Annotated in this window: 13 protein-coding genes; all 13 read right to left on the bottom strand. The window is 42.0% G+C overall.

What is annotated here, in order from left to right; all coding sequences use genetic code 11:
• Nucleotides 1-8: 8 nt before the first annotated feature.
• Nucleotides 9-329: a hypothetical protein gene (locus tag ACU1LP_RS03940; RefSeq protein WP_445735623.1), complete on the bottom strand. Its 321-nt coding sequence runs from the start codon at nt 327-329 to the stop codon at nt 9-11.
• A complete protein-coding gene (locus tag ACU1LP_RS03935) occupies nt 317-1,459 on the bottom strand; it encodes a hypothetical protein (protein ID WP_445735622.1) in 1,143 nt (380 codons plus the stop codon). The genes ACU1LP_RS03940 and ACU1LP_RS03935 overlap by 13 nt, the downstream gene beginning before the upstream one ends.
• On the bottom strand, nt 1,456-2,166 hold the full coding sequence (locus tag ACU1LP_RS03930) for an ABC transporter ATP-binding protein (protein ID WP_445735621.1): 711 nt from the start codon (nt 2,164-2,166) through the stop codon (nt 1,456-1,458). Before ACU1LP_RS03930 ends, ACU1LP_RS03935 begins: the two co-directional genes overlap by 4 nt.
• Before the next feature lie 11 nt (nt 2,167-2,177).
• On the bottom strand, nt 2,178-3,410 hold the full coding sequence (locus tag ACU1LP_RS03925) for an ABC transporter permease (RefSeq protein ID WP_445735620.1): 1,233 nt from the start codon (nt 3,408-3,410) through the stop codon (nt 2,178-2,180).
• 7 nt (nt 3,411-3,417) lie between these two features.
• A complete protein-coding gene (locus ACU1LP_RS03920) occupies nt 3,418-4,629 on the bottom strand; it encodes an ABC transporter permease (RefSeq protein ID WP_445735619.1) in 1,212 nt (403 codons plus the stop codon).
• 1 nt (nt 4,630) lies between these two features.
• Nucleotides 4,631-5,398 carry an outer membrane lipoprotein-sorting protein gene (locus tag ACU1LP_RS03915; protein WP_445735618.1) on the bottom strand — a complete coding sequence of 256 codons (768 nt, stop codon included), beginning with the start codon at nt 5,396-5,398 and terminating at the stop codon, nt 4,631-4,633.
• A gap of 18 nt (nt 5,399-5,416) precedes the next feature.
• The gene (locus ACU1LP_RS03910) at nt 5,417-5,710 is read right to left on the bottom strand and encodes a phosphoribosylpyrophosphate synthetase (protein WP_445735617.1); all 294 of its coding nucleotides are present in this window, start codon (nt 5,708-5,710) and stop codon (nt 5,417-5,419) included.
• A gap of 10 nt (nt 5,711-5,720) precedes the next feature.
• The gene (locus ACU1LP_RS03905) at nt 5,721-6,401 is read right to left on the bottom strand and encodes a hypothetical protein (protein ID WP_445735616.1); all 681 of its coding nucleotides are present in this window, start codon (nt 6,399-6,401) and stop codon (nt 5,721-5,723) included.
• A gap of 145 nt (nt 6,402-6,546) precedes the next feature.
• Entirely contained in the window at nt 6,547-7,701 is a 1,155-nt protein-coding gene (locus ACU1LP_RS03900; RefSeq protein WP_445734502.1) for an NAD(P)/FAD-dependent oxidoreductase, read from the bottom strand.
• Nucleotides 7,702-7,939: 238 nt separating this feature from the next.
• On the bottom strand, nt 7,940-11,512 hold the full coding sequence (nifJ, locus tag ACU1LP_RS03895; protein WP_445735615.1) for a pyruvate:ferredoxin (flavodoxin) oxidoreductase: 3,573 nt from the start codon (nt 11,510-11,512) through the stop codon (nt 7,940-7,942).
• A 10-nt stretch (nt 11,513-11,522) separates the two neighbouring features.
• Nucleotides 11,523-13,160 (bottom strand): NAD(P)-binding protein, encoded by a 1,638-nt coding sequence (locus ACU1LP_RS03890; protein ID WP_445735614.1) that lies wholly within the window; start codon nt 13,158-13,160, stop codon nt 11,523-11,525.
• Nucleotides 13,161-13,266: 106 nt separating this feature from the next.
• A complete protein-coding gene (locus tag ACU1LP_RS03885; RefSeq protein ID WP_445731595.1) occupies nt 13,267-13,806 on the bottom strand; it encodes an AAA family ATPase in 540 nt (179 codons plus the stop codon).
• A 19-nt stretch (nt 13,807-13,825) separates the two neighbouring features.
• The gene (locus ACU1LP_RS03880) at nt 13,826-15,199 is read right to left on the bottom strand and encodes an MBL fold metallo-hydrolase RNA specificity domain-containing protein (RefSeq protein ID WP_445735613.1); all 1,374 of its coding nucleotides are present in this window, start codon (nt 15,197-15,199) and stop codon (nt 13,826-13,828) included.
• Nucleotides 15,200-15,399: the final 200 nt, after the last annotated feature.

The following is a 15,399-nucleotide window of genomic DNA, read 5'->3' as shown; positions in this document are numbered from 1 at the left end:
ATTAAACATTAAAAATAATCTTTTTTATAATAATCTCCTAAGTTTTGTTCAATACAATTGATTGGAACAATAAATCTCCATAACTCAATAAGGCCCGTTTCCAGATCTGACTCCTGAATGACATCCCTTAGCTTCCAATCCAGGAACTCAAAGGCGTAGATGTTTTTGATAATATCCGGTGGGTCCTGGGGCTTTGTTTTTTGATGCACCATTTCCGCCAGTTTTTCAGGCTTGGCCGAAAGGCCGCTGCGTTCATAATAAAGACTGGCAATCTGCCTTTTCAGTTCCCGGACGCTCCAGGTGCCTTTAATTCCTTTCAAAAATTCCATTTCAAGCGGGTATATATTGTATTGAACAATAAATCATAATTATCTGTATTTCCAAATAAACTCTGTGAAATAATTGACAAATCAAATTGTTCGCCCATTATGATATTCAGTGACGGGTTTATAAAAACCGCATTATCGGCGGGGGAATACAGAATGTTCATAGCTACGTTTGTTATGGCACTGAATTCATAGGATAGCTGGGCAAAAAAGTTGTGCGTAAACGGGGACAGGTTTTTTACATCCAGATTTATTGAAACCAAATTTTCAATGGCATTTTGATTCGCCCCTGCTGAATTGTAAAAATACGCTCCATACAGGTACAGCGAATTTGGAAGGGCATAGTCCACCGAGACCGAAGAAATAAACGTTCCGGGGTCCCCGGCAAAGTTTTGGTAGTTCCTAAAATAAGAGAATTCCGTCTTAAGCCCGGCGTTCTTGATATTTCCCGCCCATCCGGCCCCGGCCACAATATCGCGTTTATAGACCCCGCCGAGCAATTGTATGTCGTAATTCCATTTGTTGAACTTGTACAGTGCCGCGGCAATCAGTTCGTCCGGGTCATCGGTGATCTTTACCGCCATATCCAAGGTATAGTCCGTATCCTTAAAATACTGTATCCGCAGGGCATCGCTGCCCGGCCGTTCCTCATAGTCAAAATCAATAAATGAATAGGCATTAAAAATGTCGTTGGGGTTGAATATCCTGTCTACGCCCCAATTCACCCTTTGCCGCCCCAGGGTTACCTGCCAACTGGTGCCCTGCCACTGTACCCAAAAACGGTCCAGTGTGGTATTTAGGAGGGCATCTTTTTTTTCCACAATATTGGCCGAGAGGTCGATTATCCCATCGTCCTCAATACCGGTCAACAATGGATTGGCCGTAATTTGGTCGCCCACAAACAGCCTGTTCCTTACTTCAATGCCCACTTTCCAATTATCGGAAGGGTACCACCTAAAGTTGAGCCGGTTATGGAGCAGGGAGTTGGTGGTTATGGAATCCAGATCGGTAAAGGAAGTGGCCTGGAGCCCTTTTACATAACCGTTCAGTTCCCATTTTTTTTCCTCGGCCTGCGCCATGGCCTTGCTGTTGTACAACACTATCAATAATAGGGTATAGAGGTAAACCTTCATTGTCCTGTTAAAGCCTTGTCAGTATTTTGTTGTATGTCGGACACCACTTTGCCGTCTTCGAGCGTTATCACCCGCCTTGCCCTTTTTATCACCCGTGGGTCGTGGGTCGAAAAAATAAAGGTGATATGTTCCTCCAAATTCAATTTCAGCATAATATCCAATAAGTTTTCCGCCGATTTTGAATCCAGGTTTGCCGTGGGTTCATCGGCCAGTACAAACCGGGGTTTGGAAGCCAGGGCCCTTGCCACGGCGACCCTTTGCTGCTGCCCGCCCGAAAGCTGGGATGGCTTTGAACCCGATTTGTCCTTTAGGCCAACGGCTTCCAACATTTCGTTTGTTCGGTCCTCACGTTTCTTTGTAGGCCAGTTTTGCAGCAGCATTATAAACTCGATATTCTCCTTGGCCGAAAGCACCGGTATCAGGTTATAGGCCTGAAAGACAAAGCCGATGTGCCTGAGCCTGAAATCGATCAGTTTGCCCCCGGATAATTTCAGGATGTCGCTACCGTCGATCATTACCGAACCGTTACTGGCATCATCCAAACCACCGATAACATTGAGCAAGGTGGTCTTGCCGGAACCCGATGGCCCAACAATGGCGGTGAATTCCCCCTTTTCAATATCGAGGTTTACCTTATTTAGGGCATTTACCGGAATGGTATCCGGATTGTATATTTTGCTTACGTCTTTTGTTTCTATGACATTCATGGCTTTTTGTATTAATTTTGTTTGCTAATAGCTTCGTTAGGTTTTAACATTAAGGCTTTTACGGCCGGATATATAGAGGTTACTATTGCGGTAATGATGACCAGGACGGTAATCATAACATACACTTTGGGCTCTAGGATCGGATAAACAACATCACTACTGAACCCCCAACCGGATAGGGCATCGGAGAACAAGCTTAAGTTGACGCCCGAGTAATTGAGGATGGAAATGGTAATAAACCCGATAAGCATCCCCACGGCACCGCCCAAAATAGAAAGGTAGATGGTTTCCACCACGATCATCGTGAATATACGCAGTTTGTTCATTCCGATGGCCATAAGTATCCCCAGCTCCTTATATCGTTCCAATATAGACATCAGCATGGTATTTAATATTCCAAAGGCCAGGGCGATCAGTACAATAATGGTGACGATAAGATCCATTTGATCGATCCAGGTACTGAGCAGCTCCAGATCTGCATTGGCCTCGCGCCAATCCCGTATCAGCACATCGGGCTGGCCGAACCGTGCCTTTAGGGAAGCGAGGTACGGCACTAATTGATCTAGGTCGTTGAGCTTAATGACGATCTTGTTGTATTGCCCTTCAATGCCCGCCAACCGGGTAACATCCGCAAGGTCGGCATAGACCAACGTTTCCTCATCCCTGGTTTGGGTGGCCTTGTACAGGCCCGTGATCCTGAACGTTGAGGATATCAATTCCCCGCCTTTGCCTTCAAAGCCCAACACGACTTTATTGCCCGTTTTTACATTGAGTTTTTGGGCCAGCTTTTCCCCGAGGATGATCGGGTTCCTTACCTCCTGGGAAAGGTAGTCCCCTGAAGTGAGCCTTGATTTTAACAGGGTGGTTTTTTCTTCCGCCCCGGGCAGTACCCCTATAAGGATGATATTGGAAGAATAGCCGGCAGAGGCAATAATCCCGTATGCTTCGGTCCTGGCCGTAGCGGCCTTTACTTCCTTATCCCTACTTATCTCCCCTAATATCCTTTCCCCGTCGGGGATGGTCAGGGCCAATTTTTCGTTTTTTACAAAATCGGGGTTCTGGATTTGTATATGCCCGTATTTATATTCGATGGCATCTTTTAGGGATTCACTGTGCAGCGTGTCCGAAAGTGCCAGGATAATAACCGTGGCCCAGATACCGATTGCCAACGAAACGACCACGACCAGGCTTCGGGTCCTGTTCCTCCAGATGTTCCTCCAGGCTAATTTTAAAAGTGTTTTCATGTTTATATTATTTTTTTGATGCCACAGGCTTTAAAGTTGAAATCTGACGAATGGCATAAATGGACAATAGGATCGAAATGACAAGTATGATCAAGGTATGCTTCGTGAAAATACCAAAATCGACAAGGGTCGGCAAGATGGGGTCTATCCCAAACGATTCCCAACCAAGAGCCGCCTTTCCCTTGATTTCAATGGGCCGTGCCTTAAAATAGCTTACAAGGGGGTAGCTTGCCAAAAAACCCAGGATGGCGCCAAGCAATGCCATAAAGAATGTTTCGGTCACGATCATCAGCTGCATTTTCGTTTTTCGCATGCCAATGGACAATACGATGCGCAATTCGTTCATTCTTTCGTGGGTCATCATTATAATGGTGCCAAGAATGCTGAAACTTATAAGCACGTAGAGCAGCACTATTATTATGACACGAAATGCGTCTATAAGTCCAATGGACTGGGTGAGCATTGGCAACATTTCCTGCCAGGGTTTGGCAATAAAACCAGTTTTCAGGTTAGGTTCCAATGCCGCTATGGCCTCTTCCTGGGATTGGTTTGGCCTTAAAAAGACCGGAATGGAGGTAATCCTGTCATAGGCGCCATATAAAAATTGGGCATCCTCGAGTTTTATTATTACGATGTTGTTGTCCAGGTCCGGGGAACCCAGCCTTATAATGCCGGAAACTTCATATTTATCGGCAGCACTGGCACCGTGATAGCCTTCGCCCACCAGCACCAGGCTGTCCCCGACCGAAATATTCATTTTTTCGGCCAGCCCTTTACCTACCAAAGCCTGATTGTTGGTTTCACCAAGATAGTTTCCTTTGATGATCTTTTTATCAAAACCCGTTATATTTTTCTCCTTATCGGGATCTATGCCCATTACCAAAGTGCCCCTGGTCCCTTCGGTGGTAGCTGCCAGTGCAACGGATTCCAGGCGGTATGAAAAGCCTTTTATTCCTCGCATGCCTTCAAGGGCCATATCCAGGCTGTCGTTCGGCACAAAGGAATTGTGGAGCGATTTATCCTGCCAATACCCTTCCTGCTGAATTTGAAAATGCCCGCTGTACACGCCCACCAGGCTGTCCGCCATCTGTTTGTTCAGGCCCAGGAGCAGGCTGTCCATAAAAATGGCAAATACGATCGCAAAAACAATGGAAGCTACCGTTATCAGCGTTCTTCGCCGGCTTCTCCACAAGTTTCGCCAAGATAGTTTAATGATCATTTTATTTAAGGTTTTTTAGGTTCCTTAAAGAGAAAAAGCTATCGTCCATAGGTTGGTCAAATTCAATAGATTTATATTCCAAAGTGGTTTTATTGCCGGGATCCTTGGCCGGGGTTATCTCCAGCAGGCTTGTTACGGTGCGCCCCCCCATTGTTTTAATGTTCTTGCCCAACAGGGTGTTTACCAACTTGCCTTCTTCGTCATAATAGGCCAGTTTCAGGAAAAGGGATTCTTCCACATCTACCCAGGCTTCCACCTTTCCCCAGACCACGGAGGCTTCCTCTTTGGGTTTTAAAAGGACCTTGTAGGCCTGCCTGCCGCTTATATCTTCCTTTCCAATGAGTGTATGCTCGTAATCATTGACCATGGAAGATTGTTTTACCAGATCGTCATTGGTGAAATCGGAGCCCATCCAACTTTGCAGCATACTGGATGGCGGGAGCTTTATACTGCGTTCTATACGGGGCACCCAGTTGTAGATCTCGTCCCCCCTTTTCAGGAAGGCCGTTCCCTGGTCCCTTGCCGGAGCGGTTATAAGGATCATCATAAGGTCTTTTCCCTTTGTCCATAATTTCAAATCGATTTCGCGGGTCCATTTGGGCCGGATGATATTTAAGGTCATTGTGGCGGAACTGGTCTTGCCAAGCCTTTTGTTGTCGGCTTTTTCAATAATACTTTTTGCACTGTCCTGAACGGGGGTCGTGCCGCTTATCAGGAACAGGGAAATAATGGCTATAAAAGCCAGTGGGATAAATGATCTGATTTTCATAATGTTCTAATTTAAATGTTATCGTAATTTTTTTCGCATTGCTTCTGAAATGTTTTCGGCATAAACGCCGTAGGCATCCACCAAAAGCCCTTTGATCCCATTTTTGGAAGAAATGGCATAGAGGATGCTATTGTCATCGGTACTGCTCATGCCTTCAAAGCGATAGGTTTTATCTATTTTGAAATCTTCTGGCCGGATCTCAATTTTCAGGGAAGGGCATTCCAGGCATTCGGGCTTTAAGTTGAAGTCATAAGGATACTCGGTTGCCTGTAAATCGTTTATGGCTTCGGAAAGGGTGTCGTAATTTTTCATTTTTCTTTATTTATTTATAGGTCATTGTGAAATAACTGCCATCTTCTTCGGTAAATTTCTGAAAGGTCAACAAATTTTTATCATTAAGTGTTTCGATTACGTCATATTCAAATTCTTTGATTCTTATACCAAGTGCATAAGCCTTAGCGTTAAGTTTGGAGCGAATGGTTTTTGTGGAATTGTTGGTTACCAAATTCCTATCATAGATTTTTATTTTACTTTTTGATCCAAAAAAATTCAACAATCCTGAATCGAAATTTATTTCCAATTCTAGATCCACAAGATTATTTAAATCATAAAGTTCTTTAAAGTTTCTTGAGTTGACACTTATTTCGGTAGCCATTTTTTTTGGGTTATAAAATGGAAATACCATGACTATGGTGCTGGATTCTTCAGGTCTACAACGGTAGGAGGTCGTATATTTATCGGTAGATTTACCACTTTTATCAAACAGCTCTGTTTCAACTTCAATTTCATAATATTTTTTTACTGTTTTTATTTTGCCTATTTTAAAAGTCTGTTTATTGAGTAAGCTTCCATCCTTGTCAAAATTTTCCCTGGTTACTTGTTTCTCTGATAATTGACTTATGAGCATTTCGTTTTGAGATATTAAAATTGCTGGAACAAATAATAATAAATACTTGAAAACTTTAAATATTTGTTTAATTTTTGTAAATTTTATTCTATTCATATTTTTTATTATCTATAATAATGATTTAAAATCCAATATTTTTCTTTTGTCAATTCAGAATTTGATGGTTTTTTCTATTTGTAAGGTATAAAAATAGAATTGATACTTTTTGTTTTAATAATCGGGCCGCTTCTTTCAATATTTTTTAACAATCTGTTTTAACATCTTGAAAGTCATGCTTACCGTGTTTGCACCACAAACATGAACAATTTTTATGCATGCACTGTTTATCTTTCAACCTAGGTCTAAACCAGAGCTTTGCTATGGGGAATAGTAATCGTTTGCCAAGTCCGTTTGAATTATATTTTTTAGTTAAAATTGATACAAGATCTTTCTTTTTCGAAATTCTTTTTAGCACTTCTTTATAACCAAAGTTTCCTAATTTAGAAAACATCCATCGGTTAACTAGGGAAGCTTCCATTTTAGGGATAATATGTATTTTACAAAGGTCAGGATAGAAGCTGTTTTCTATAATACTTCTAGCCGCCAAATAACCAGAATGCATAGCGTAGCGCATACCAAAACCCCAAAGCGCATCTTGGAATCCTGCATTTTCGCCTACGTAATAAATTCGGTTGTCTTTGGTTAAATTTTTATTGAAGAAAAAATTCACATAGCCGCCAAAAGATGAAGGGTTTATTATATCAATATCCACAGTTTCAATAAGTCGTTTATAAGCACGGTCGTAATATTCTTGGGCATTGGAAAAAGACTTAAATAAACAGGTAGCAAATGTGGCTTTGCCTTCATTAACCAAAAGGTAAGCATAAGCCTGAGGAGCAATATTATCGTCTAAAAAACCTGCATAATAGTTTTTATGGGTGGTTTCAAAAACAATGCCTTTAGCTATGGCATCGGCTGCTTTGGGACCCGTACCAATAATTACCTTGCCTTCCGGGGTTTTTGATATACGCGAGTTCCATTTAATTTCTACGCCGGCCTTTAGGGCTTGCCTTTTTAATCCTTGGTCCAAAGACTCTTCATTGGTACCGCGCTCTACTAGATAAAACAGTGGGCGAGACGTTTTTATGTTATATTTTTTTGCCAAAGGATCAAAATAATCACCATTGCTATACGGCACAAACTTAAAGTTTATGGAAATATCAATGGATTTTAAAAAATCATGGGCATCTTCATAGGTTGACCAATTATCGATACCTTGAAAGTCGCCATTAAAGCGTGTGCCAACATCATTTTTCATTTCATGGACAGTAACAGCATAATTATTTTTGGCAAGCTGTATTGCTGCTACCAAACTTGCCGGTCCGGCACCAATAATGTTTACGGTTTTAGAATTCATAAGAAGTTATTTAATTTTCACTTAACATTTTATACAATATCTCTTTTTCTTTAGTACATGACAAAAACAGTTCGTTGATATTTAAATAGTTTCTATCGTTGACCCCTCCGCCTATCGGCATATCGAAAAATCGGTACAGGCTCTACCCCTTAAAAAAGGGGAGGAATCATTAAGGAACTCATTTTTAATGATTTGAACTTATTATTTAAAATTTTGTCATGTACTTAACTCTTCTTCATTAAACCACAGGGGTAAACTCTTTTGCAGCCCATCCCGACATGTCCTCGTAGGTTTTCCATCGTAGGTTTATGAGCTCCTGTGCTACTTTAAGTAACTTTTCTGCTTCTTCAGGGTTGGTTTTTTTCAAAATGGTGTACCTTAGTTCGTTATACGCATAGTCCTCAAATTTTATAGTAGGTCTGGGCGAATCAAGCACAAAAGGATTTTTGCCTGCTTTTCTTAAAGTTGGGTTGTACCGTAATAATGGCCAGTACCCACTCTGAACAGCTAAATTTTGCTGGGTCATCCCTTTCCGCATATCAATCCCATGTGCTATACATTGACTATAAGCCAATATAATCGATGGTCCGGGATAAGCTTCGGCTTCGCGCATTGCCAAAAGTGTTTGCTGCGGATTAGCACCCATGGCCACCTGTGCCACATAAACATTGCCATAAGAAATGGCTTGCAGGGCAAGGTCTTTTTTGCCCACTTTTTTTCCACCACTAGCAAATTTTGCGGTAGCCGCCGTTGGGGTGGCTTTGGACATCTGTCCGCCTGTATTGGAATACACTTCGGTGTCCAATACCAACACATTGACATTTTTACCAGTGGAAAGCACATGGTCCAGACCTCCGGAACCTATGTCGTAGGCCCATCCATCGCCACCAACCAACCACACACTTCTTCTGACCAGATGATCTGCCACCGACAGTAGTTTATCAGCTTCATTTTGATCAATTTGGGCTAATTTTTTCTTCAATTTTGATATTGCCTCTCGCTGTTCCTTTATTTCAGATTCATATAGTTGTTCAGTATTAAGTAGTTTTTTCGCCAACTTCTCCCCAATTACATGGCGTGAATAATGCACCAGCTTTCTAGCCATTAACAGGTGGTTATCAGCAGTTATGCGCATACCCAATCCAAATTCTGCGTTGTCCTCAAAAAGTGAATTTGACCAGGCTGGACCCCTACCTTCTTCATTAACGGTCCAAGGTGTTGCGGGTTGGTTGCCTCCATAAATAGAAGAACAGCCAGTAGCATTGGCAACTATCAGTCGATCACCAAACAACTGGGTAAGTACTTTTATATAGGGTGTTTCGCCACAGCCTGCGCAGGCACTGGAAAACTCGAATAATGGTTCAAGAAATTGTGTGCCTCGTACTGAAGAAAAATCAACTTTTGAACGATCGTTCATAGGAAGGCTTTCAAAGAAATGTATATTCTCTTTTTCCCGCTCTAGAAGGGGCACCCTTGGACGTAAGTTAATGGCCTTGGTGTTTTCATCATCAGGGTCGGTAACCGGACAAACTTCCACACAGAGGTTGCAGCCGGTACAATCTTCCAAGTACACTTGTAAGGTATAGCGTGTTTCAGGAAATCCGCGGGCGTTGATAGGTGCAGAAGGAAATTCCGCAGGAGCCGGTTCCAGATAGGCCTCGTTATAGAATTTAGATCGTATAACGCTATGTGGGCACACAAAACTACAGTTGCCGCATTGAATACATAAATCTTTATCCCATTGCGCCACCATGTCTGATATATTGCGTTTTTCCCAACGGGTAGTTGCGCTCGGGTAGGTGCCGTCAATAGGCAATTTGCTTACCGGCAGTTCATCCCCATCGCCACGCATCATCATGGCCGTAACTTGTTGTACAAATTCAGGTGCTTCAATAGATACGGTAGGAGGAAGAGGGATTTTACTTGTTACTTTTGAAGGAATCTTAACTTTAAATAAATTCTTCAATGCGGCATCAACTACCCGGAAATTCATCTCTACCACTGCCTTCCCTTTTTTGAGATAACTTTTTTCAATAGACATTTTTATCCTATCGATAGCTTCATCCTTAGGTAATACTTCGGAAAGCGCAAAAAAACAAGTTTGCATAATGGTGTTGATTCTTTCCCCTAGACCAGCAGCTTGAGCCACACCGGAAGCGTCAATGATATACAATTTAAGTTTCTTTTCTATAATTATCCCTTGTATTGGAAACGGAAGGTGGTTCCAAACTTCATCAAGCCCATAAGGACTATTCAATAAAAAGGTAGCGCCTTTCTTCGCTAAACGTAGCATTTGCACTTTTTCGATAAAGTTGAATTTATGGCAAGCAATAAAGTCCGCTTCCATAATAAGGTAGGGTGCATTAATTGGTTTTTTACCAAAACGTAAATGGGAAACCGTTTGGGCTCCGGACTTTTTGGAGTCATATACAAAATAACCCTGTGCAAATAACTTTGTTCCTTCCCCAATTATTTTAATGCTGTTCTTATTGGCGCCAACAGTACCATCTGAACCTAATCCAAAGAAAACAGCACTAATGGTTCCTTCGGGAATAATATCATAAGTAGGGTCATAGTTTAAGCTAGTATGGGTAACATCATCAATGATACCGATGGTAAAACCGTTTTTTGGCGATGCTTTTTTCAGTTCTTCAAAAACACCTTTAACCATCCCAGGGGTAAACTCCTTAGAGGATAACCCATAACGCCCTCCTATAATATTTGGAAAACCAGTGATTTTTTTCAGGCGGTAAGCTTCGGCCAATGTAGTAACCACGTCTTGGTAGAGGGGTTCTCCTGTGGCACCAGGTTCTTTTGTCCGATCTAACACGGCTATTTTTTTTACTGATAAGGGTAGTGCTTTTATAAAATGTGGTAAAGAAAACGGACGGTAAAGTTTTACCTTGATCATTCCTACTTTTTCACCGTTTTTAACCAATTGTTTCACGGTTTCACCGGTTACTTCCGATCCGGAAGCCATAATTACGATTATCCTATCTGCATTTGGGTCGCCAACATATTCAAATAGGTTATAATTGCGACCTGTGAGTTTTTCAAAATCGTCCATAGCGTTTTGAACAATTTTTGGAAGATTTAAATAGTAGGGATTTACAGTTTCCCTGGCCTGAAAGTAAATATCAGGATTTTGAGCAGTTCCCCGGATAAAGGGATTATCAGGGTTTAAGCTTCGTTTCCGGTGGGCATAAATAAGTTTATCATCAATCATGTCCCTAATTTGTTCATTGGACAGAAGTCTGATTTTATTCACTTCATGGGACGTGCGAAAACCATCGAAAAAATGCATGATGGGCACTCTCGATCTTAAGGTCACCGTTTGGCTTATGAGTGCCATGTCATGAGCTTCCTGAACCGAAGAAGAGGCGATTATGGCAAACCCGGTTGTCCTCGCCGCCATGACATCACTATGGTCGCCAAAAATTGACAGTGCCTGTGCAGCCAGTGAGCGTGCCGCCACATGAAAAACGGTTGGAGTAAGTTCTCCTGCAATTTTGTACATATTGGGCAACATGAGCATCAACCCTTGTGAAGCTGTAAAAGTTGTAGCCAAAGCACCGGTTTGAAGGGCGCCATGAACAACACCTGCCGCACCACCTTCGCTTTGCATTTCTATGACATCCGGGATATTGCCCCAAATGTTTTCCACTCCTTTAACAGACCACTCATCTGCGTGTTCGGCCATGGGGGATGCCGGTGTGATTGGGTAGATGCCGCATACTTCATTAATTCGGTATGCCACATAGGCAACGGCTTCATTACCATCTATGGTCGCTATTTTTGTTTGATCTTCCATGATTGTTGTTTTATATTTTCTTAGGTTCGGGAATCATTTCTATGGCATGGCAAGGGCATTGTTCATAACATATCGCACAACCTGTACAGCGATCAAAGTTATACTCATATCTTTTGCCCGGTCCCAGTTTTATGATGGCTTCTTCAGGACAGGCAGCATAGCAACCATCGCACTCAAAGCAATTACCACAGGAAAGGCAGCGTTGTGATTCAAAAATCACTTCTTTTTCGCTTAAACCGGCCTTTATTTCATCAAAGCCTTCCAAACGCTTTTGGGCATCAAGGGAAGCCTGTTCCTTTTGCGGAGCATTTGTTTTATACCAAAGGTGTAATTTTTCGGGCCCTACTATAGGATGTTTAGGAGCTTTAAGGTATGGTGTTCTCCTCAAAAAAGCATCGATATTTCGCGCGGCCTTTTTACCATGTCCGATCGCCACGGTTACACTGCGTTCACTGGGTATCATATCACCTCCGGCAAAAATTCCTTCGTAACCGGTCATCATCTCAGAATTAACAATAACGGTTCCATCTTGTTTAAATTCGATGCCTTTTATATGCTTTAAAAATGTTGTGTCTGTATCTTGCCCAACTGCCAATATGAGGGTATCTGCTTCGAGTGTTTCAAATTGTCCTGTGGGTATTGGTTTTCCATCCACTAGTCGCATTATTTCAACCTTAAATGTATTTTCATCCATTGCTTTTATTGTACGGAGCCAATTGATCTTAACCCCTTCTTCCAAAGCTTCTTCTGCCTCAAATTCATGTGCCGACATGTGTTCTTTATCGCGCCTGTATATGACCATGGCTTCGGATGCTCCCATTCGTTTCGCAGTTCGTGCCACATCCATTGCTGTATTTCCACCTCCATAAATAGCAACTCTTCTACCTATTTTTGGTTTTTCACCTTGTTCTACTTGTTTTAAAAAGGTAATGGCATCAAAAATTTTCACAGCATCATTACTAGGAATATCAATTTTTTTTGAAAGATGGGCACCAACGGCTATAAATACGGCATCAAAACCTCCAGTCTTTTTTTCAGACAAGACATCTTTAACTTTATGGTTAAGAACGATTTTGACTCCCATTGCTGTAATGCGTTGAATTTCATGGTCCAATATATGTCTTGGAAGCCTGTAGGCAGGAATCCCAAAATGCATCATGCCACCTGCAATAGGCCCAGCTTCATGTATCTCAACACGATGTCCCATTCTGGTAAGATGGTATGCCGCAGATAAGCCACTTGGACCAGCTCCTATGATAAGCACCCGCTTACCTTCTGGTTTTTTTTCAAACCTTACTTTCCAATTTTTATGGATGGCTTCATCTCCAAGAAAACGTTCTATGGCATGAATACTTACCGGACTGTCTATGGCGGTGCGGTTGCAGCCATCTTCGCAGGGGTGGTAACAAACGCGCCCCATTATGGCGGGCATCGGGTTATCTTGCATGATGACTTGCCAAGCTTCCTCAAATTTTTTATCCTGTGCCAGTGCAAGCCATGCCTGTATGTTTTCTCCTGCTGGACATGCATGGTTACATGGCGGGAGCAAATCTACATATACAGGACGTTGCGTTCTTATTGGGCCAGTTCCTATACTATGGCCTGTAAGGTCGGGTGGTGAGGTTTTATCTTTATTTTGACGCTTCATTTGTATGTTTTTTAGAATTAAAATTTCAATGTCTTTTTTTGTTTATGGCTATCAACTCATTTATGGAAGTAAATCTAAATACACTGTCATTGCATTATCATTGCTATTATATGTTATTCAATATAAATTCTACACGCTCATTAGGTGGCAAAACCGGAACTGTAACAATTGGAAACCCTAAAGACGTATAAACATCTATTATTAGTTGATGTATTTTCTTTTGATCTTCCTCATCTTCGGTTCTAGCATAGTCTTTGGTAAAAGGCAATCGGTCCAATATAAAAATTTTCCTGTACGAAGTGTTTATGACCGCGCTCAGTAATTTCTCGTCATAGTCCAGCATTAAAAATTGATAGTATGCCATTGCGTCCGGTATGGCCCTATCCAAAAAAACCAGATCTTTGGGCCGTATGGCGGCTTCTTGTTCTATTTGCATATCCAAAACACCTAATTGGAATTTTCTTTTATTGTTCCTGATGTCTTCAACGGTTTGCCCTCCGGTACGCATGGTGTCTATATAATGCCTTGCGTGCTCAATGGTAGTTTTATAGCCTCTTTTTTCCAGCATGTTTATTACGGTGGTTTTTCCCGTGCTTGGACCACCGGTTATCACATACCAATTGGTATTTGTTTTTCTCTTGTTCATTTTTTATGTGGATAAGGAATTATACATTTTCAATGCTATAGAGCTGTGGTATTTCAGCCTCCCAGCCATAAGTTTCCTTTATTCCTTTTTGAAGGGCTTCGGCCCCTTCTTTTTCACCGTGAACAATGAAAATTCTTTCTGGACCATTCTTTATCTTGCCCATCCAATCCATTAGTTCTGCATGGTCTGCGTGTGCGGAGAGGCCTTCAATTTCGGCCACTTCCATTTTAAAGGCCACCCATTTTCCATACACTTTTAGTTCCTTGTCGCCTTCCAACAACTTTCTGCCACGGGTACCTTCGGCTTGATAGCCCACAAAAAGCAAGGTGTTGTTCGGGTTTTGTGCCTGTGTTTCAAGATAGTTGAGCATTCTGCCACCGGTGAGCATCCCGCTTCCTGCAATTACGATTTTTGGTTTATTATCGGTTCGCAATTCCATGGTTTCCCTATAACTGCTTACCACTGTAAAGTGCGAGCACATTTCGTTGCAATCATCGTCGCTCAACCTATGCCAATCCCTTGTTTGGTGGAAGAGTTCCAATACATTTCCTCCCATGGGGCTGTCCATTATCATCTGGACTTTGGGTATTTTCTTTTCTTTCAGTAATCTCCAAAGGATAAGCATCATCAATTGGGCACGTTCCACCGAAAAACTTGGGATGAATAGGCTGCCACCTCTATTGATGGTGTCGTTCACCAATTTTTCAATTTGCGGAAGGGCTTCCACTTCGTCAGGATGGAACCTTCCTCCATAAGTGGATTCTATGAACAGCACATCTGCCTTTTTAGGTTTTAGGGGTGGATAGAGCAATAAATCATGGGTCCTGCCAATATCGCCTGAAAAGACAAAACGTTTTCCGTGCACGTCCAACTCGATGTAAGTGGCGCCCAGAATATGGCCACTATATTGAAAACGCACCTTGATACCATCAAACAATGGAATCCATTGGGATTGGGGGATGGTTTTAAAATGTGGGATGGTTTTTTCAACATCGTTCAAATCGTACAATGGTTCAGCGGGACTGTGTTTGGAATAGCTTTCCTTATTGGCACGTTCGGCTTCCTGTTCCTGTATTTTGGCACTGTCGTTCAATATGATTTCAGCAATGTCCAATGTAGGGCCGGTACCGTAAATGGGTCCATTAAAGCCTTGTTTTACCAGCCTAGGCAAATAGCCCGTATGGTCCATGTGGCCGTGGGTAAGCAATACCACATCAATTTTTGAAACTTCAACCGGTGGGTATTCCCAGTTTTTTAAACGTAATTCTTTTAGTCCTTGAAACAATCCGCAGTCTATCAGTATCTTTTTGTCTCCTGTATCCACTAAATATTTTGAGCCGGTTACTGTTCCTGCTGCTCCTAGAAAGTGGATGTTTATTTTGTTGTTTTCCATTTTTATAAAATCTGTTTAGGGGTTTGTTACAAAATAACCTGCACATTTTGACTTGCTCTTTTGCGTATTGTCGTCGTTAAAAAGCCTCGCTGTAGCTAAGGCTATAACTACGTTTTTTGCCTAGTCAATACACAAAATATTATCGCCAATTCTGTTCACTTTATTTCATAATAAACCCTAGGGTTTGTCCATACTGTTGA

Source organism: Mariniflexile sp. (assembly GCF_052728615.1).
Note: the sequence above shows the minus strand (reverse complement) of the source record. Positions and strands in the feature narration are given on the sequence as shown.